The sequence below is a fragment of the Aeromonas caviae genome, from assembly GCF_000819785.1.
Taxonomy (GTDB): Bacteria; Pseudomonadota; Gammaproteobacteria; order Enterobacterales; family Aeromonadaceae; genus Aeromonas; species Aeromonas caviae.
The window spans coordinates 21617-40472 of record NZ_CDBK01000088.1; the positions used below are offsets into that span (position 1 = coordinate 21617).

18 protein-coding genes are annotated in these 18856 nt (G+C 62.0%); 11 read left to right on the forward strand and 7 right to left on the reverse strand.

The window, feature by feature from the left end; translation table 11 throughout:
- Positions 1 to 134: 134 nt before the first annotated feature.
- Positions 135 to 2288, reverse strand: coding sequence for a phosphate acetyltransferase (pta, locus tag BN1120_RS14915; RefSeq protein ID WP_041214580.1), 2154 nt, complete (start codon positions 2286 to 2288; stop codon positions 135 to 137).
- 70 nt (positions 2289 to 2358) lie between these two features.
- Entirely contained in the window at positions 2359 to 3561 is a 1203-nt protein-coding gene (locus BN1120_RS14920) for an acetate kinase (RefSeq protein ID WP_010673162.1), read from the reverse strand.
- Between the two features lie 301 nt (positions 3562 to 3862).
- Here BN1120_RS14920 and yfbV point away from each other — a divergent pair, with 301 nt between their 5' ends.
- Positions 3863 to 4303, forward strand: coding sequence for a terminus macrodomain insulation protein YfbV (gene yfbV / locus BN1120_RS14925; RefSeq protein WP_039040944.1), 441 nt, complete (start codon positions 3863 to 3865; stop codon positions 4301 to 4303).
- 52 nt (positions 4304 to 4355) lie between these two features.
- Here the strand turns inward: yfbV and BN1120_RS14930 are convergent, their stop codons facing one another.
- From BN1120_RS14930 to BN1120_RS14940, 3 genes are all read right to left on the reverse strand, one after another.
- Positions 4356 to 4856 (reverse strand): YfbU family protein, encoded by a 501-nt coding sequence (locus BN1120_RS14930; protein ID WP_042016678.1) that lies wholly within the window; start codon positions 4854 to 4856, stop codon positions 4356 to 4358.
- Between the two features lie 195 nt (positions 4857 to 5051).
- Positions 5052 to 5516, reverse strand: a complete 465-nt coding sequence (gene bcp / locus BN1120_RS14935) for a thioredoxin-dependent thiol peroxidase (RefSeq protein WP_042016680.1) — start codon at positions 5514 to 5516, stop codon at positions 5052 to 5054.
- A gap of 23 nt (positions 5517 to 5539) precedes the next feature.
- Entirely contained in the window at positions 5540 to 6073 is a 534-nt protein-coding gene (locus BN1120_RS14940; RefSeq protein ID WP_010673166.1) for a glycine cleavage system transcriptional repressor, read from the reverse strand.
- A 188-nt stretch (positions 6074 to 6261) separates the two neighbouring features.
- On the opposite strand from BN1120_RS14940, the gene dapA reads away from it, so the two are divergent.
- The 3 genes from dapA (at position 6262) to BN1120_RS14955 (ending at position 9533) form a co-directional block, all read left to right on the forward strand.
- Positions 6262 to 7149: a 4-hydroxy-tetrahydrodipicolinate synthase gene (gene dapA, locus BN1120_RS14945; RefSeq protein WP_029313831.1), complete on the forward strand. Its 888-nt coding sequence runs from the start codon at positions 6262 to 6264 to the stop codon at positions 7147 to 7149.
- A complete protein-coding gene (gene bamC, locus BN1120_RS14950; protein WP_029313833.1) occupies positions 7142 to 8260 on the forward strand; it encodes an outer membrane protein assembly factor BamC in 1119 nt (372 codons plus the stop codon). Before dapA ends, bamC begins: the two co-directional genes overlap by 8 nt.
- Before the next feature lie 169 nt (positions 8261 to 8429).
- On the forward strand, positions 8430 to 9533 hold the full coding sequence (locus BN1120_RS14955; protein WP_042016681.1) for a phosphoribosylaminoimidazolesuccinocarboxamide synthase: 1104 nt from the start codon (positions 8430 to 8432) through the stop codon (positions 9531 to 9533).
- 123 nt (positions 9534 to 9656) lie between these two features.
- Here BN1120_RS14955 and BN1120_RS14960 read toward each other — a convergent pair whose 3' ends face one another.
- On the reverse strand, positions 9657 to 10259 hold the full coding sequence (locus BN1120_RS14960) for a short chain dehydrogenase (protein ID WP_042016682.1): 603 nt from the start codon (positions 10257 to 10259) through the stop codon (positions 9657 to 9659).
- A gap of 97 nt (positions 10260 to 10356) precedes the next feature.
- Between BN1120_RS14960 and BN1120_RS14965 the strand changes: the two genes are divergently transcribed.
- The 4 genes from BN1120_RS14965 to BN1120_RS14980 all read left to right on the forward strand — a co-directional run bounded on the left by BN1120_RS14965 (position 10357) and on the right by BN1120_RS14980 (position 13288).
- On the forward strand, positions 10357 to 11259 hold the full coding sequence (locus BN1120_RS14965; RefSeq protein WP_042016837.1) for a LysR family transcriptional regulator: 903 nt from the start codon (positions 10357 to 10359) through the stop codon (positions 11257 to 11259).
- Positions 11260 to 11333: 74 nt separating this feature from the next.
- Positions 11334 to 11957 carry a DUF2057 domain-containing protein gene (locus BN1120_RS14970; RefSeq protein WP_039040950.1) on the forward strand — a complete coding sequence of 208 codons (624 nt, stop codon included), beginning with the start codon at positions 11334 to 11336 and terminating at the stop codon, positions 11955 to 11957.
- A gap of 73 nt (positions 11958 to 12030) precedes the next feature.
- Positions 12031 to 12477 carry an HIT domain-containing protein gene (locus BN1120_RS14975; protein WP_039040966.1) on the forward strand — a complete coding sequence of 149 codons (447 nt, stop codon included), beginning with the start codon at positions 12031 to 12033 and terminating at the stop codon, positions 12475 to 12477.
- A gap of 118 nt (positions 12478 to 12595) precedes the next feature.
- Complete coding sequence (locus BN1120_RS14980) at positions 12596 to 13288, forward strand: DUF3334 family protein (RefSeq protein ID WP_029313837.1); 693 nt, start codon at positions 12596 to 12598, stop codon at positions 13286 to 13288.
- Between the two features lie 61 nt (positions 13289 to 13349).
- Here BN1120_RS14980 and BN1120_RS14985 read toward each other — a convergent pair whose 3' ends face one another.
- Positions 13350 to 14348, reverse strand: coding sequence for a DUF2860 family protein (locus BN1120_RS14985; protein ID WP_039040951.1), 999 nt, complete (start codon positions 14346 to 14348; stop codon positions 13350 to 13352).
- Positions 14349 to 14542: 194 nt separating this feature from the next.
- Between BN1120_RS14985 and arcB the strand changes: the two genes are divergently transcribed.
- The 3 genes from arcB to BN1120_RS20920 all read left to right on the forward strand — a co-directional run bounded on the left by arcB (position 14543) and on the right by BN1120_RS20920 (position 18758).
- Entirely contained in the window at positions 14543 to 16855 is a 2313-nt protein-coding gene (gene arcB / locus BN1120_RS14990; RefSeq protein WP_039040952.1) for an aerobic respiration two-component sensor histidine kinase ArcB, read from the forward strand.
- Between the two features lie 29 nt (positions 16856 to 16884).
- On the forward strand, positions 16885 to 18261 hold the full coding sequence (dgt, locus tag BN1120_RS14995; protein WP_041214586.1) for a dGTPase: 1377 nt from the start codon (positions 16885 to 16887) through the stop codon (positions 18259 to 18261).
- A gap of 293 nt (positions 18262 to 18554) precedes the next feature.
- Positions 18555 to 18758 (forward strand): hypothetical protein, encoded by a 204-nt coding sequence (locus tag BN1120_RS20920; RefSeq protein WP_080768051.1) that lies wholly within the window; start codon positions 18555 to 18557, stop codon positions 18756 to 18758.
- The last annotated feature ends 98 nt before the right edge of the window (positions 18759 to 18856 follow it).

An 18856-nucleotide genomic window follows, 5' to 3' on the forward strand; every position in this document is an offset into this window, starting at 1 on the left:
AAGGGCGGAACGCGGATCTGTCTGTGGATCCGGACGGGATCCCGACCTGATCTTGCGGATCAACATTTCTGGGCGCGAGCCATAAAAAAACCCGCCTTTCGGCGGGTTTTTCATTGCATCGGACTGCGGGTCGATTACTCGGCCTGGGCTGCCTGGATGCCGGTCAGGGCGATGGTGTAGACGATGTCGTCCACCAGGGCGCCGCGAGAGAGGTCGTTGACCGGCTTGCGCATGCCTTGCAGCATGGGGCCGATGGAGACCAGCTCGGCGGAGCGCTGTACCGCCTTGTAGGTGGTGTTGCCGGTGTTCAGATCCGGGAAGACGAACACGGTGGCCTTGCCGGCAACCGGGGAGTTCGGTGCCTTGGACTTGGCGACGTTCTCCATGATGGCCGCATCGTACTGCAGCGGGCCGTCGATGATGAGGTCGGGACGCTTGGCCTTGGCCAGCTCGGTCGCTTCACGCACTTTCTCCACATCCGCGCCGGCGCCGGAGGTGCCGGTGGAGTAGGAGATCATGGCCACGCGCGGCTCGATGCCGAAGGCGGCAGCGGAGTCGGCGGACTGGATGGCGATCTCGGCCAGCTGCTCGGCAGTGGGATCCGGGTTGATGGCGCAGTCACCGTAGACCAGCACCTGATCCGGCAGCAGCATGAAGAAGATGGAGGAGATCAGGGAAGAGCCCGGGGCGGTCTTGATGATCTGCATCGGCGGACGGATGGTGTTGGCAGTGGTGTGCACGGCGCCGGATACCAGACCGTCAACTTCATTGCGCTCCAGCATCATGGTACCCAGTACCACGTTGTCTTCCAGCTGCTCGCGGGCAACCACTTCGGTCATGCCCTTGTTCTTGCGCAGCTCGACCAGACGGGCCACGTAACGCTCGCGTACGGCAACGGGATCGATGATCTCGACGCGGTCGGTCAGTACTACGCCCTGCTGTTCAGCGACGCGGCGGATCTCGTCCGGGTTGCCCAGCAGCACCGGACGGGCGATACCGCGCTCGGCACAGATGGCGGCCGCCTTGATGGTGCGCGGCTCTTCCCCTTCCGGCAGCACGACGCGCTTGTTGGCCTGACGGGCCAGCTCGGTCAGCTGATAGCGGAAAGCCGGCGGGCTCAGGCGACGGGAGCGGGTGGACTTGGCGGAGAGAGACTCGATCCAGTGCTTGTCGATGTGACCAGCAACGTAGTCCTGCACCAGCTCGATGCGCTCGCGGTCATCTTCCGGGATGTCGACGTTGAAGTTCTGCAGGCTGACGGCGGTCTGCCAGGTGTTGGTGCCGGTGATCATGATCGGCAGACCGGTGGCCATGGCCTGTTGGCACAGTGCCATCACCTGGGGTTCCGGATGGTAGTTGCCAGTCAGCAGCAGGGCACCCAGCTTGACGCCGTTCATGGCGGAGAGGCAGGCGGAGACGATGACGTCGGAGCGGTCGCCGGAGGTCACCAGCAGGCTGCCCGGACGGAAGTGCTCGATCATGTTGTGGATTGAGCGGGCGCAGAAGGTCACGGTCTGCAGGCGGCGGCTTTCCAGCTCACCCTTGTTGATGATCTTGGCGGCCAGGTGCTTGGCGAGATCCTTGGCGCGCGGTGCGATCAGCTGGGTGTTCCAGGGGATGCAGCCGAGGATGCGCAGCGGGCTCTTGCCGAAGACCTGCAGCACTTCCAGGTTGTGGCCGGTGTCGGCGCCGTGGTGGTGCGCTTCGAACATCTCGGTCAGGTCGGGACGGGTCACGCCGTGCTCGTCAACCGGGGCACCCACCTTGTTGATGACGCAGCCCACGATACGCGGGTTGTTGACGCCACCGAAGTTGGAGCAGGCCAGCTCGATGCGCTCTTTGAGCTTCTGGCTGGAGTCGTTGCCCGGATGGGTCACGAACACCATGTCGGCGTCCAGCGCCTTGGCGACGTCGTAGTTCAGCTTGTTGGCAAAGGGTTGCTTGTCGGTCGGAACCAGGCCCTCGATCACCACCACTTCGGCACCGCTGGTCTTCACGTGCTCTTCGAAGCGGGCCACGATCTCTTCCAGCAGGATGTCGGTGTTGCTGGAGGTGATCATGTTCTCGGCGTAGGAGAGGGCGAACGGCTCGGGCGGGTTGATGTTGGCAGCGGCGCGGATCACGGCGGTGGAGCGCTCGGTACCGGTTTCACCCGGACGCGGCTGGGCGACCGGTTTGAAGAAGCTGACATTGACACCGTGACGTTCCATGGCGCGAACGACGCCAAGACTCACGGAGGTTACGCCGACACCAGTGCCGACCGGGATGAGCATAATAGTGCGTGCCACTTATTACCCCTTGTTCATTTTTTGGGATCAGGAAAAGGCCGCCCTGGGGCGGCCTTGCTCTACAGCTAATTTATGCGCCGACCAGTTCCAGCGCGTCGTGGGCGATGACCCACTCTTCGTTGGTCGGGATAACCAGGGCCTTGGTGGAACCAGCCTTGGTGATCTCGCCGCCCTTGCCGAAGCGAGCCTTCAGGTTGGCGTCGTGGTCGACGTCAAAGCCCAGCAGGCCCAGCTTGTTCAGAGTGATCTCACGGATCGGGGCGGAGTTCTCGCCGATGCCGCCGGTGAAGACCACGGCATCCAGACGACCGTCCATGGCGGCGGCGTAGGCACCGATGTACTTGGCCAGACGGTAGCAGTACACGTCCATGGCGCGCTTGGCTTCTTCCTTGCTGTCGTAGTTGTCTTCAACGAAACGGCAGTCGGAGGTGACTTCGGTCAGACCCTGCAGGCCGGATTCCTTGGTCAGCATGGTGTTGATCTCGGCAACGCTCATGCCCAGCTTGTCGTGCAGGAAGAAGATGATGGCCGGATCGATGTCACCGGAACGGGTACCCATCACCAGGCCTTCCAGCGGGGTCAGGCCCATGGAGGTGTCAACGGACTGGCCGTTCTTGATGGCGCAGACGGAGCCGCCGTTGCCCAGGTGGCAGTTGATGATGTTGAGCTCTTCCACCGGCTTGTTCAGCTGCTTGGCCGCTTCCAGGCTGATGTAGTAGTGGCTGGTGCCGTGGGCGCCGTAGCGACGGATGCCGTTCTCTTTGTAGAGCTTGTACGGCAGGGCGTACAGGAAGGCTTCTTCCGGCATGGTCTGGTGGAAGGCGGTGTCGAACACGGCGACGTTCTTCTCGGCCAGTTCCGGGAAGACCTTCAGGGCGGCACGGATACCGATCAGGTGAGCCGGGTTGTGCAGCGGTGCGTAAGGAATGGCGGCTTCGATGCCGGCAATGACGTCATCACAGATGCGAACGGAGGAGGTGAAACGCTCGCCGCCGTGTACCACGCGGTGGCCGATGGCGATCAGGTTCTTGGACAGTTCCGGGTTGAGCGGCAGGATCTTGTGAACGATGAAGTCCAGCGCTTCCTGGTGAGCGGCACCGGCACCCAGATCAGCGTTGCCTTTCTCGCCGTTCAGCTTCCACTTGATGCGGGCGTCGTCGAGGTTGAAGCATTCGGCCAGGCCGGACAGCAGGTCATCACCGGTGGTTGCGTCAATGACAGCAAACTTCAGGGACGAGCTGCCACAGTTAAGAACAAGAACCAGCTTACTCATGAATAAATCCTATCGCAGATTGGGTTGGGTTGGAGGATGCGCCGGACGCGGTGCGTCCAAAAACTATCAACTTATCCTTATGAGGGTTGGCAATCTGTTGCTTGCCCCTTGTATAGTGATACAAGACCCGAAATTCAGACGTCCCTGACTGGTCAGTGGCCGTGCCCCAGCGTAAAAATGGGCGTACAAAGGATAACCTGATTGTTGAAAAATAACAAAGTCATCCTCAACCTTTGTTATTGCCTCTCAAATATTGTCGAGGTTTTGCCGTTAATACGTTCGAAAAGAGCTCGGAGGTAGCATGAGCATGAACATTTTTGGAACTAAATTACAGCAAGGCCGTCATTATATGACTCTTTGGCCGCGCCGTCCCGAGCTTAATTCCATGTTCCCGGAGAATCGGGTGATCAGGGCCACCGAATTCGCCCTCAAGGTGATCCCGGCACTGGCGGTGCTCAGCGTCATGGTGCAGTTCCAGTTTGGCGAGCTTCATTACTGGCCCTCCGTGATGGCGTCCGTGCTCTTCCTGCTCAGCCTGCCGCTGCAAGGGTACTATTGGCTCGGCCAGCGCGCCGATACCCGGCTGCCCCCCTCCCTCGCCACCTGGTATCGGGAGATAAACGGCAAGATGAACGAGCAGGGCGGTCAACGTCAGCTGGTGGCCCGTCCCCGCTACGAAGAGCTGGCCGATACCCTCAACGCCGCCTTCAAGCAGCTGGACAAATCCTTCCTCTACGAATGACTTTCCGAAGTCAGACTGACGACAAAGGCGCCCTCAGGCGCCTTTTTCACATTCAGGCGGCCAGCACCTTGCTGATCTCCTGGATGGAGAGCTTGTACTGACGGGGGCACTGACGCCAGACCGTCAGCATGCGCTGGTATTTGTCCCGCATGGCGATGTCGCTGGAGAGCTCGTCACAGGGGCAGGGCAGTTCGGGGAAGCGCTTGTCCACTTCCAGCAGGAAGCAGACGTAATCCGCCAGTTCCCGCTCCTGGCTGCGGCTGTAGCCGTTGAAGGCAAGGCGGCTCTCGTTGACATCGGCCCGGGCGCTGGCATCCAGGTTGCCCCAGGAGATGGCCAGTGCATGGTGCAGCTCCAGGGTGTCCAGCACCTCCTGGCAGGTGGCGAGATCCAGGTGGCCGAAGCTCTTCTCCAGCTCGAGGATCTGCAGGCAGTAGCCGCGCTCGACGATGGTGCTGGCACGCTGGTAAAACGCCGCCTTTTCCGGATTGAGTTTGGCCAGGATCTCGTACTGGTTGCTCAGGATCAGGCGTTCGGTGTGGCTCATGTTCATGGGCTGTCTCGCTGGAAAATGAATCTGGGGTCACGTTAACCCATATCCAGGATGAATTTTTTGATCTGAGAGGGGAGGTTGGCGAGAAAAGGGGGGAAGAGGCGCCCTGGTGAGCCGCCAGAGAGTGGGGGCTGATGCCGTGGTGAAACGAGGAGGGCCCGCCATGGCGAGCCCTGCAACAATGCCGCTGGTGGCTTACCCCTTGACGAGGTCGAGCACCACCTGATGGTGATCGCTGGTCTTGAACTTGTCGAAGCGATGGGCAACCTTGCCCTCTTCGTCGATGAGGAAACTCAGGCGATGGATGCCGTCATACTCCTTGCCCATGAACTTCTTCGGGCCCCAGACGCCAAAGGCATCGGCCACCGCGTGATCCTCATCGGCCAGCAGGCGGAAGTTGAGGTTGTCGCGCTCCTCGAACTTTTTCAGGCGCTTAGCGCTGTCCGGGCTGATGCCGAGCACCACCACATTGAGGGCAGCCAGCTCGCTATTGACGTCGCGCAGACCGCAGGCCTGGGTGGTGCAACCCGGGGTCATCGCCTTGGGGTAGAAATAGATCAGCACCTTCTTGCCGCGCAGGTCGGCGAGGCGAACCTGATTGCCGTCCTGATCGGAGAGGGAGAAATCGGGGGCCTGGGGACCAGCTTCTAGTGGTGACATGGGGTCTCCTCGGATAAACGCCGTCAGGCGTACTTGTGATTGACGATGAATTCGAACGACTCGGCGCCCAGTCCACGACAGAAATCGGCGAAGGCCGTCTTCGAACCGGGCTCTTCTCCCTGCTTGGAGAGATTCAACTGAAAGTTCGCCTTGAGCAGGTTGAAGGGCTGCTGTTCCAGGGTGATGGTCTGCATGGCCTGGATGTCCCAGCCGTGATCGCTGAAGAACTGGGTGCACTGACTTACGATGCCCGGCTGATCCCGGATCAGCACCTCTGCGCTGGCGCTGATGTCATATTGCAGGGAGTGGTGGCGCTCGGTGCGTTTCATCATGGTGATGAGATCCCACTCCTGGCTGCGCAGTGGGAGGCTGATTTCCAGTTGCATCAGGCTGTTCCAGTCACCGGACAGCAGCATGATGAAGGTGAATTCGTTGCCGAAGATGCCAAGACGGCTGTCGACAATGTTGCAACCGCAGCCACTGACGTGACGGGTCACCTCATTGACGATGCCAGGCCTGTCCGTGCCGATGGCCGTTACGACCAGGTAGTGAGTCATAAATCGTCTCTCGTCCATTATTGAGAATGCGTTGACCGCGGGTGCCGGCACCCTGCCGTGAGGCCTCTTGTGCGCTCGTGCATTCATACGTTTTGTGCCGGATGGTAACACGGCTTGTCCCGTGCCTCCCTTGTTTTTCAAAAGGGGCAGCTTTACCATTACGCCCCTGAAAATCGGGAGAATTATCCATGTTACGCGGTAGTATTGTTGCGCTCGTTACCCCCATGCTGCCCTCGGGCGACATCGATTGGGTCAGTCTGGCAGCGCTGGTGGAATATCATGTGGATGCCGGGACCAGCGCCATCGTCGCCGTGGGAACCACGGGAGAGTCGGTCACCCTGAGCGAGCAGGAACATATCGCCGTGGTTGAGAAGACGGTGGAATACGCCGCCGGACGCATTCCCGTCATCGCGGGCTGCGGCTCCAACAATACTGCTCATGCCATCGCCCTCTCCCGGCGTTTCGCCACCATGGGCGTGGTGGCGGGTCTCTCGGTTACCCCCTATTACAACAAACCCACCCAGGAAGGCCTCTATCGTCACTATTGTGCGATCGCCGAGGCTAGTGGTCTGCCTCAAATTCTCTATAATGTGCCCGGTCGCACCTGCTGTGACCTCAAACCCGAGACGGTGGCCCGTCTGGCCAAGGTGCCCGGCATCATAGGTTTGAAAGAAGCGACTGGCGATCTTGGCCGTACTCCGCTGCTGCGCGAACTGTGCGGGCCGGATTTTGCGCTTTATAGTGGCGATGACGCCAGCGGATGTGATTTTATGCTGCAAGGGGGCGATGGTGTCATTTCGGTCACCACCAATATTGCGGCGCCCCAGATGGCCGACATGTGTCGTGCTGCCCTGGCCGGTGATGCCGGGCAGGCTCATGACATCAACAATCGATTGATGCCGTTGCATCAGACTCTGTTCTGTGAACCGAGTCCCATCCCGGTGAAATGGGCCTGTGCCCGGCTGGGATTGATGGCGACGGCGACCTTGCGTCTGCCCCTGACCGATCTCACCCCCGAGGGGGAAGCGGCGATGGCGCGAGCACTGACGACTGCGGAGTTGATGGCGAGTGTTTAAAGCAAATGGAAAGGGAAATGCAGTGCGCCTGGTACTGAGTGTCGCGACGGTGGCCGTGCTGGCTGCCTGCAGCTCACCCCAGGAACGCAAAATGGCCAACCGTGGCTTCGAGTATGAAGAGAGCCGCCTCGAAGGCCGCGCCTTCCTTGTGCCCGCCGGGTTGAGTACCCCCGCCTTTAACAGCAATTTCGACATTCCGGCCCTGCCCGAGAGCAGCCGTGAGGGCGCCCTCGGGGCCAAGGTGGACGTGCGTCCGCCTGCCCAGTTGCTCACCGTGGTGCCCGGCAGCCAGGTGGTGGCCAATGCCAGCGAGCCGACCGTCGCCTTCTATGCCCTCAGCACCTCCCAGAGCGTGGAGCGCGATACCTGGGCCTTCCTGATGAACTTCCTGGCCGAACACAAGGTCACCACCGAGAAGCTGGATCAACAGGACGGCGTCTTGCAGACCGGCTGGTTTGACAACTCAGCGGTGCTCGATGGCTGGGCGGAAGATGACGATGACTTCAAGATCCGTCAGCGTTACCAGTTCACCCTGCGCAACGATGTGCAGCGTCACGCCATCAAGATGTCGGTACGGGTGCTGGATCACGAAGAGACCATCGACGGCGAGACCAGCACTGTGCTGACGCCAGCGGACGCCCAGCGTTATGCTACCCGCGCCCTGAACCAGTTCTCCCTCTATTACGACAAGCAGCTCAAGGCCCGTGAACAGCACAAGTCCAGCGATGGCATGGGGCTGGAGCTGGGTCTGGACAACAACGAGCTGAGCGCCTGGATTGCCGAAGGGTCGTTTGACCAGGTGTGGCGCCGCCTCAATCAGGTGCTGCCTGCCTATGGTTTCACCATCAAGGACACCCAGCAGTCCCTGGGCTGGATCGACGTGGAGTACGACGAGCCGGACAGCGAGTTCTGGAAGGCCAAGGGAGCGGAGCCCTTCAAGCTCGAGGAAGACAAGTATCGCTTCCAGCTCGGCGAGATGACGGGCGGCAAGACCTCCATCACCCTGTTCGACAAGGACAAGAAACCTGTCGCATCCGGTGTCATCTCCCAGATGTACATCAGCCTGTCCGAGGCCTTTGCCAAGGGCTTGGCCGATCAGGGGGCGAAGTAAGCATGGAAACAGGGGCCTCGCGCCCCTGTTTTGTTATGTCCGGGTTGCCGCAGGGCCAGCGTGCCGAGCCGGTTGCCCCGGGCCTGAGTACCTGATGATGTGAATCCCCCACAGACAGGGGTCTGGTGCCCCTGCCTAACTAGTCCCACAACAGGAAGTGTTATTAGCCATGAGTCTTGCAGATCAAGTATTGGCGGTGAACGACGATTTGCCGATCCGTACCGATAAACCTGTCCATTCCGGCAAAGTGCGCAGCGTCTACTGGTTGACCCCGGCAGACAGTGCCCGGCTCATTCGGGAGAAAGGCTATGATGTGCCGGCCGATACGCCCCTGGCCCTCATGGTGATCAGTGATCGCATCTCGGCTTTCGACTGCATCTGGCAAGGGGTGGACGGTCTGAACGGCGTGCCGGGCAAGGGCGCGGCGCTCAATGCCATCTCCAGCCACTGGTTCAAGCTGTTCAAGGAGCAGGGGCTGGCGGACAGCCACATCCTGGACATCCCGCACCCCTTCGTCTGGATCGTGCAAAAAGCCCGTCCCGTGATGATCGAGGCCATTGCCCGCCAGTACATCACCGGCTCCATGTGGCGTGCCTACAAGGATGGTGAGCGGGAATTCTGCGGCATCACCCTGCCGGAAGGGCTCAAGAAGGATCAGAAGCTGCCCGAGATCCTCATCACCCCGTCCACCAAGGGGATCCTCAAGGGGCTGGATGGCGTGCCGGAAGCGGACGACGTCAACGTCTCCCGCGGCGACATCGAGCGCCACCATCAGGCCTTCGGCTTCCGCTCCCCGGCGGATATCGACCGCTACGAGGCGCTGCTCAAAGAGGGCTTCAACGTCATCAGCGAGGCGCTGGCTGCCCTGGATCAGGTCTTCGTCGACACCAAGTTCGAGTTCGGTTACGTGACCGATGCCGCCGGTCGCGAGAAGCTCATCTACATGGATGAAGTGGGCACCCCCGACAGCTCCCGCATCTGGGACGGCGCAGCCCTTCGCGGCGGCGAGATCATCGAGAAGTCCAAAGAGGGCTTCCGCCAGTGGCTGCTGAACCACTTCCCGGATCCGGACATCCTGCTCAACAAGAACCGCATGCCCGAGCGCTTCGCCCTGGCCCGTGACAACAAGCTGCCCACCGAGGTGATGATGGATATTTCCCGCACCTATGTGGGGATCGCCGAGAAGATCATCGGTCAGCCGCTGGTACGCAGTGCCAATCCGAAGCAGGAGCTCATCGAGGTACTGCGGGAGCAGTACGGCCTGATCGACTGAGGCCGACCGCTTTTTTTGCCGCAGGCGAACAAACGTTTGCCGGTGGCAGGGGAGGCGCTTGCAACGCAGATGACAAAACGGGCCCCATGACGGGGCCCGTTTTCATTGGGTTGTCCGGAGCGCTCAGCCATTGACCCGGAAGATCTGACCGGTCTGTACCCCCAGTACCGATTTCTTGTAGGCCTGGGCCACCCGGGCGGCGGGTACCGGCACGAAGCCCGGGAAGAAGTCGGCATACTTGCTCATGGACTCTTCCAGCACGGTGGGACTGACCACGTTGATGCGAATGCCCCTTGGCAGCTCGCAGGCGGCCCCTTTCACGAAGTGCTCGATGGCACCGTTGATGGTGGTGGCGCTCACCCCCCAGTGGATGGGCTCCTCGCTCAGAATGCCGCTGATGAGGGTGATGGAGCCACGGTCGCTCAGGTGGGCAATGGCGGCCCGGGTCAGGTTTATCTGGCCCATCAGCTTGCTCTGAAGCCCCACCTGCCACTGCTCGTCCGTCATCTCGGTCAGGGCATTGAAGGCGACGCTGCCGCTGGCGACCACCAGGGCATCGAAGGATCCGATCTGCTCGAAGAGCGCCCGGATGGAGGCGGGGTCGCGCATGTCCACTCTGGCATCCCCCTGGCTGTGACCGACCCGGATCACCTGGTGATCCTGGGCAAGCAGTTCGCTGACGGCGGCGCCAATGGTGCCGGAGGCACCCACAATCACAATCTTCATATCTATCGCTCCTGGTTGAGATGAGTTGATGATAGCGGGATAAAAAGGGAGAAAAAGCGCTTATGATGAACCCATTGTTTCCATATTGGTGCTAATGATGGATATCACCCACCTGGCCAGTTTCTATGAAGTGGTGCAACGGGGCAGTTTCTCCGCCGCTGCCGATGCCCTGGGGGTGAGCAAGGGGATGCTGAGTCGCCATGTCAGCGCCCTGGAGTCCGCCCTCAATGCCCAGCTGCTCCAGCGCACGACCCGCAGACTCAGCCTGACCGAGGCGGGGCGGGTGCTTCACCAGCAGGCCGGTGAGATCTTCGCCCTGGCCCGGGAGGCGGAGGAGGGGATCCGCGCCCTGACCGAGGAGGACAGCGGCCGCCTGCGCTTCACCTGCCCGGTCAGCACGGGGGACCGCATGGTGAGCGAGCTGCTCGCCCGTTTTGCCGAGCTCTGCCCCGGCGTCCAGGTCGAGCTCAACTTCACCAATGCCATGATCGACATGAGCCAGGGGGAGAATGACATCGCCCTGCGGGCCATGGAGCTGATCCCCGACAACCTGGTGGCCCTGCCGCTCGGCAGGCTCAAGGATGTGGTGGTGGCAAGCCCCGCCCTGCTGGCGCGGGAGGGGATCCCCGCCACTCCCTATGAACTGGGGGGTCGCTCCTGCCTGCTGCAGGGCCACAACCCGGACTGGGAGCAGTGGCACTTTCGCCAGGGGGAGGAGGAGGCGCACATCCTGGTGCAGGGGCGAGTGCGGGCCAACCACTACAGCACCCTGCTGCAACTGGCCCGGGCGGGCATGGGCTTTGCCAAGTGTCCACTGATGCTGGTGGAGGCCAGCCTGGCCCGAGGGGAGCTGGTGGCCGTGCTGACGGAGTGGCAGACCGGCCTGCACCCGATCCATGTGCTGCACGCCCAGCAGCGCCGGGTGCCGCGCAAGATCCGGCTGTTCAAGCAGGTGCTGGCCCAGTGGTTTGCCGAGCGGCCCCATTATCTGCTGGGGTGAGCCTGCATCCCGTTATTTTTCTGTCATCTGGGGCTGCTACCCTGCGCCCTTCATCGCGAAAGGAGAGTCAGGGAATGAAGCGTCATCAGGGTTGGGCAGGGGTTGCGCTGCTGTGCTGCGGCGGTGTGCAGGCCGAGGTCAGGGTCGAGGTGCCCCGGGATTTCCAGATCCTGGCGGTGAGCGCCGGCAAGGTGCAGGACGAGCAGCATGCCGTGCTGGCCGACGGAGAGCAGCAACTGCTGGTGCGCTACGAGGGGGTGATCCCGAGTCGCAACAGCAGCGACAACGATCGCCAGGTTCGCTCCGAGCCCCAGGTGCTTCGCTATGAGGCACGCGGGCAGTCGGTGCGCCTGCAGGCTCCCGTGCCTGCGGACGAGGCCGGGATGGAACGCTACGCCAGGGCCCCTGTCCTGGGCCTGGTGGCGGGGGGGCAGCCCCTCGAGGTGCGCCAGGATACGATGATGGTGCAGGGGATGCAGATCGGCATGGACTGGCATGCCAGGCTGATGGAGTACAACCGTGGCGAGGGGCCTGCCGTGCTCGCCGGTGCGGCGGATGTGGCTGCGGCCGCCGTAGCGACGCCCCGGGCCTCCTCCGTGCCTGCCAGCGCCCTGGAAGGGCAGTTGCAACAGCTTTTCCTGCAGGCGGACCCCGCGCTTCGCAAGCGCTTCATCGGTTGGGCCGTGCCGCGCCTTTAAGTTTGCTCCCCGTTGCAGTAACGTGGGCACATCTTTGATTCCCGATGTGCCCATGTTGATCAGCGAGGCCCCCATGTTTGAATTGCACCCCCGCCTTCAGGCGGATACCCGGATACTCGGGGATCTGCCCCTGTGCCGCGTCCTGCTGGCCAAAGACAGCCAGTATCCCTGGCTGATTCTGGTGCCCCGGGTCGCCAACCTGCGGGAGATCCATCATCTGGCCCCCGAGCAGCAACAGCAGTTGATGCAGGAGTCCTGCGCCGTCGCCACCCTGATGGAGCGGGCACTCGGCCCGGACAAGATCAACGTGGCGGCCCTCGGCAATCTGGTGCCTCAGCTGCACCTGCACCACGTGGCCCGCTTCAGCTCGGATGCGGCCTGGCCCGGTCCCATCTGGGGTGCCTGTCCCGCCATTCCCTATGAGGAGCAGGCCTTGCAAGGGGCGGCTGCCAGTTGGCAAACCCGTCTGGCTACCCTGGATGGATTTCAGCCATTTCTGACTGATAATCCAGTCAAGTGAGAGGTGGCTCGCGCTTTGGGCACCGGGATCACGCAATCTGTTAGCGTATCGCGTCGGTGCATGGTGACATGGGCGACACGAGTGACAGCCCCATTATTTCGATCAGCAGGAAGGTTCCATGATAGTGACAAGATCCGAGGATGATGCCGTATTGACCACAGAGGACGTACTGCTGAGCCTGTGCAATTCGGTGACGAGCGTATTGAGTGCGGCGACCCAGACCCAGGTGCGCTTCTCCGGCATGGTGCAGCGGATCAGCAAGACCTGCCTCAAGCCTGACATCGGCTGTTTCGTGCTGTTTGACGGCGGCTTCTCCGGGCTGGTGGTGATCAACTTCTCCGCCGCCGCGGCCATGGAGCTCTACCAGAGCTACATGCTGAGCATGGGGCTCTCCAAGGAGGATCTCGCCATCTCCCACACCTCGGACGAGGTGAGCAACGTCATGGGCGAGCTGATGAACCAGATCGTCGGCAGCTTCACCACCAAGGTGGGGCGCGAGCTGCAGACCCACATCACCCAGAACCAGCCCAAGATGCTGGCGCTCAACAAGCAGGTGATGCTGAGCGTCGACACCAACCTCGACAATCCCGAGACCCGCCGGGTGACCTTCTTCACCGCCAGCAACAACATCTTCTATCTGGAGCTGGCCATGGACAAGACGGAGTTTATCCGGATCCATGATGGCGGCGTGCAGGAGGAGGTGGATCCCGACGAGCTGATCGCTCAGGCCAAGCAGTCAGCCAAACCGGCACCGGCGGCCGCGCCGGCGAGCAACGAGCACGACGATCTGCTGGATTCCCTCGGCATCTGATGGTCGAGGGTTGTGCAAATGAAGAGGCCACCCCGGGGGTGGCCTCCTTGCTTGGTACGGGTCAGAAGTTGTAAAGCAGCCCGGTACTGAAGCGAAGCGCCTCGGCATCGTAGAAGTCGATGTCGGAGTCGGCGCTGGAGTAGGCCGCGGTGAAGGTGGCGGCAAGGGGTTTGATGCCGAACAGGTTGTGCCAGAAGAAGGTGCCATTGAGGGCGAACTCGCTGGCATCGGCGCGCTGGCCGAACAGGGGATTCGCCTCGTCATACTTGCGCTTGCCGGCGTAGAGGTTGCTCACGATGGACCACTGGGAGGCACGCTTGGCATAGGTCAGCTGCAGACCGGTGTTCTTGAAGCTCTCCGCACTCCCGTCCAGGCGGGCCTCCTTGTAGAGGAAGGCGGGCTCCAGCAACTGGTCGCCGCCGAAGTGGTACTGGTAGGAGAGTGCCAGGTCGTGGACCTTGCCATTGCGGCTCAGCATGGAGGCGTAGTGGGTGCCGTGGGTCAGGTCATATTGCTGGCCACTGCGCTCCTCGTCGAGCTCCACTTCCCGGCTGGTCAGGGTGGCGTAGACGTTGCTGCCCCAGATCCTGTCCCAGGCAAAGCGCACCCCTTTCGAGGTGAGATCGGTGGCGCTGCGATCCACGCCGGTGGCGAAGGGATCGCTCCACACTTCCACCGGCATGAGGTTGAACACCAGGGAGGTGGCGACGATACCCTTGTCGCCCATCTCCTGGCGCAGACCGAGTTGCTGGGTAAAGTCGAAGCGCACCGCGTCCTGGATGAGGTTGCCGAGGAAGACCTGGGTGCGGGTATCGGCGAAGGTGTAGCGGATATCGGCATTGAGCAGCGGGCTCAGACCGCTTTCGCGGCCGGGGGAGCCCAGATCATCGATACGGCTGTTGCTGTCGTCACCGGCATAGAAGTTGGACTTGTGGCTGCCGGCATTGACCCCGCCCAGCAGAAAACCGGACCAGCCGGTCTGGCGGGGGATCTCCCCCAGATCGGCGTGGGCGGTGGTGGCGACCAGCAGGCCAAGGCTCAACAGAACATGATTTCGCATCGGGTATGCTCCTGACATAACGAATGAGAAGGGTGACAGTGCGCCCCGGTGGAACCGGTGCTGACTGAGGCATGGCAGGCATGCTACCCCAGCCGGAGTGTGACGTTAATCAATAATTGAATACGCGACGGACAAGAGTTCATGGCGCCGTACTGGTATCCTGTTTGCGCAAGAAAAGGGGAGAAAACAACGAGATGAAGCAGATCAAATCCTGGGCGCAATATTACGTCGACCTGATGACCAAGCTGGGACTGGTGCGCTTCAGCATGTTCCTGGCCACCGCCATCATAGTGCTGGCCGTGTCGATCCAGATGGGGGTGACCCTGTTTTTGCGCGGCACCGTGGACATCGTCGACCTGGTGCGCTCTGTCTTCTTCGGCCTGCTGGTGACCCCCTGGGCCGTCTATTTTCTCTCCATCGTGGTGGATCAGCTGGAGGACTCCCGCCAGCGGCTGACCCGGATGGTGCGCAAGTTGCAAGACATGCGCGAGCGGGATCTCGAGCTCAACAGCCAGTTGCAGGAGAACATCAGCCGGCTCAACGCCCAGATCGCCGAGACCAACCGGGCCGAGACCCTGCGCCAGCAAGCCATCGAGGATCTCGAGAACGAAGTGTTCCAGCGGGAGAAGGCCCAGCTGCATCTGGGGGAGCGTACCGCCCTCTTGCGCTCCTTCATCGACTGCTCCCCCGATCTGGTCTATTACCGCAACGAGGACGAGCAGTTCTCCGGTTGCAACCGCGCCATGGAGGAGCTCACCGGCAAGGTGGAGGCGGAACTCATCGGCCTGACCCCGTTCGATGTCTACAAGCACGACATCGCCAGCAAGGTGGTGGAGACCGACAAGCAGGTCTTCGCCCAGAACGAGCCGCTCACCTATGAGCAGTGGCTGGAGTATCCCGATGGCCGCAAGGCCTACTTCGAGCTGCGCAAGGTGCCCTTCTTCGACCGCTTCGGCAAGCGGCTCGGCCTGCTCGGCTTTGGTCGCGACATCACCGAGCGCAAGCAGTATCAGGACAAGCTGGAGAAGGCGAGTCGGGACAAGACCACCTTCATCTCCACCATCAGCCACGAGCTGCGCACCCCGCTCAATGGCATCGTCGGCCTGAGCCGGATGCTGATGGATACGCCCCTCGATGCCAGACAGCAGCAGCAGCTCAAGACCATCCACCTGAGCGCGGTGACGCTCGGCAACATCTTCAACGACATCATCGATCTGGACAAGCTCGACCGTCGCCGGCTGGAGATTGCGCCGGCTCCGCTGGATTTGCCCGCCTTCCTCGACGAGCTGGAGACGCTGTCGCGCATCCAGGCGGAGCAGAAGGGGCTCTACCTGCACTTCGACCGGGACGGCGACATGCCCCAGTTCGTGATGGCGGACGGCACCCGGCTGCGTCAGGTGCTGTGGAACCTGGTGGGCAATGCGGTCAAGTTCACCGATGAAGGGGGCGTCACCATACGCTGTCTCGCCCACGCCGCTGATGAACCGGGCAAGCTGGCGCTGCACTTCGAGGTGGAAGACACCGGGGTGGGCATTCCCCGCGCCCAGCAGGAGAAGATCTTCGCCATGTACTATCAGGTGCAGGGCAAGAAGCACGCCACCGGTACCGGCATCGGTCTTGCGGTCTCCCGCCAGCTGGTGCAGGCCATGGGTGGTCAACTCTATGTGGACAGCGACCCGGGCGAAGGCGCCTGCTTCACCGCCGAGCTGGAGGTGGACTGCGTCGAGCCCAAGGCCGCGGCCCCGGAGCCCGAGATGCCCTCCCTCGACATCCTGCTGGTGGAGGATGTGGAGCTCAACGTGACCGTGGCCTGCGCTCTGCTGAACAAGCTCGGCCATCAGGTCAAGGTGGCGCGGGATGGTGCAGAGGCGCTGGCCATGGCCAACCCGGATGATTTCGACTTGATCCTGCTCGACATCCAGTTGCCGGATATGACGGGGTTCGATGTGGCGGAGCAACTGCTCGCGCGCTACGGCGACAGCCTGCCCCCCATGGTGGCGCTCACCGCCAATGCCACCGGCGATCGCCAGTACTACCGGGATCACGGCATGCAGGATGTGATCAACAAGCCGCTGGGCTCCAAGGCGGTGCGGGAGGTGATAGGCCACCTGTTTGCGGATCTCGCCGGGGACGAGGCGGACGAGCAGGACGATGTCCACCATCAGGATGCCCTGCTGGATCTGCCCTTCCTCACCGATTACGCCAGCACGGTCGGCAAGCCGGTGCTGCTCTCCAGCGTCGAGCTGTTCGAGAAGATGATGCCGGACTACATGGCGGTGCTCGACTCCAACATGATTGCCAGGGATCAGGCCGGTGTGGTGGAGGAGGCCCACAAGATCAAGGGGGCGGCGGGCTCCATCGGCCTGCGCCGGTTGCAGCAGACGGCCCAGCTTATCCAGAGCCCGGATCACCCCGCCTGGTGGGAGAACGTGGAAGACTGGATTGAAACCCTGCGCCGGGAATACCCGGGTGACATCGCCCGCCTGCGGCGCTGGCTGCTCTCGTAGACACGACGCCTCAGGCAAGGAGCCACGACATGTATGACCGTTTGATCCCCCCCGAGCGCATTCACCCCTGGGGAGACGAAGACCTGCTGGAGGCGACGGAGCAGGACCGCACCCGCATCGTGCAGGCGGCGCCGGTGCGTCGGTTGCAGCAGAAGACCCAGGTCTTCCCGCTCGATGTGAAAGCCTCGGTGCGCAGCCGCCTCACCCATTCGCTGGAGGTGCAGGAGACCGGTCGCCAGATCAGTCGCCGCATCCTGGCGGCGCTGCCGGACGGAGTGGTGTGCGAGGGGGCCTTCATCAATCTGGTGGAGATGTCCTGCCTGTTGCACGATGTCGGCAACCCGCCGTTTGGCCATTTCGGCGAGCAGGTGATGAGTCAGTGGCTTGCCCAGGAGCTGGACGGCCTCTTCGCCCGTGCCCACGACCAGTTGCCGAGCCCCCAATGGGCAACCCTTCGCCAGGATCTGCTGGTGTTTGACGGCAATGCCCAGAGCCTGCGACTGGTGCACAGCCTCCATGAGCTGAACCTCACCCTGGGGCAGCTGGCGGCGCTGTGCAAATACCCGCAGCAGCCCCTGCCGGGCCTGCACCATCCCCAGGGCTATGGTCAGCACCACGGCTGGACCAGCAAGCGCGGCATCTTCTTCAGCGAACAACCCCTCTATCGTGCCCTCGGCCAGAGCCTGGGGCTGGCCGAGGGGTGCCGTCATCCGCTGGTCTACATCATGGAGGCGGCGGACGACATCTCTTACTGCATCGCCGATCTTGAGGATGCGGTGGACAGGCGCATCCTCACCCAGAGCGAGCTGCTGACAGCCCTGCGCGAGGCGGACGAGGGCGGTTACATGGCCGACCTGCTCGATGAGGCGCTTGCCTCCGGTCGGGGGTTCTTCCCCCATTTTCGCCAGCATCTGACCCGGGATCTGGTGGCGCTTGCCGCCCATACCTATGTGGCCGAGCACGATCAGATCCTGAGCGGGGCCTATCCCCAGGCGCTGCTGCACGGCCAGGCTCCGGCAGCCCGGGTACTCGATACCCTCAAGCGGGTGGCTCGCGAGCTGGTGTTCATGCGCCCGGAGGTGGAGGCGCTGGAGCTGGAAGGCTATGCCGCCCTGCGCGGAGTGCTCTCCACCTACGCCTGCCTGCTGGCCCTGCCCGCCAGCCAGTTCGAGCGGCTGCTCGCAGGCAACGGCGGGAGCGAGCTCTTCTTTGCCCGACGGCTGTTCCACCGCCTCTCTGCCCGCCACCTCAAGGCGTATCGACTGGCGGTGGCGAGCCGGGATCCCCGTTTCGAAAAGGAGAGCGAGCAGGAGTGGTACTACCGGGTGCGGCTGCTGCTCGACTATGTGAGCGGCATGACGGATACCTATGCGCTGGAGGAGTTCCGGCTGTTGTCAGGGATTTGACTGAACCTCTTTTTGGCCGCATTCCACCCATATGGGTGGGAGAGATATTGCGTAAAATTCGGTGTTTTTTTACACTGCGGCAACTTGTTCAACTTTCACACGGTAAGGAGACGACCATGCAACATTCCATGTTCAACGTTGCGTTCGATCGCTGCTCTGGCAGCGCGAAGACTCGTGCTCTTTATTTGCCGCGTGGAGGGGACAGGTAACACCTGCTTTTTTCATCACCCGCGGTTGTCCCGCAGGGTGATCACCTCTCTCCGGGGGAACCGCACGTTCAACTGGAGAATATTATGTCTATCGAACTCGCCCTGCTGCGCCACGTAGAGACCCTGGTTCAAAAAAGGATCACCCGGCTGGAGCGTCGCGTCAGCTACCTGCACCTTTCGCCAGCCCTGCTCAAAGACATCGGGCTGGAAGGGCAAAATGTGCAGATCGCCCACATCCGTGAGCGGGAGTTTCAAACCGGTTTCCGGCTCGGGAACCGAATAACCTGATGGGAGGGGGCATGGCCCCCGACCTGGTGGATGGCAGGCCTGGGCCTGCCATTTTTCTTTCCTGATGAGCATTGTCTCAATTTAGTTGTCGCACATTG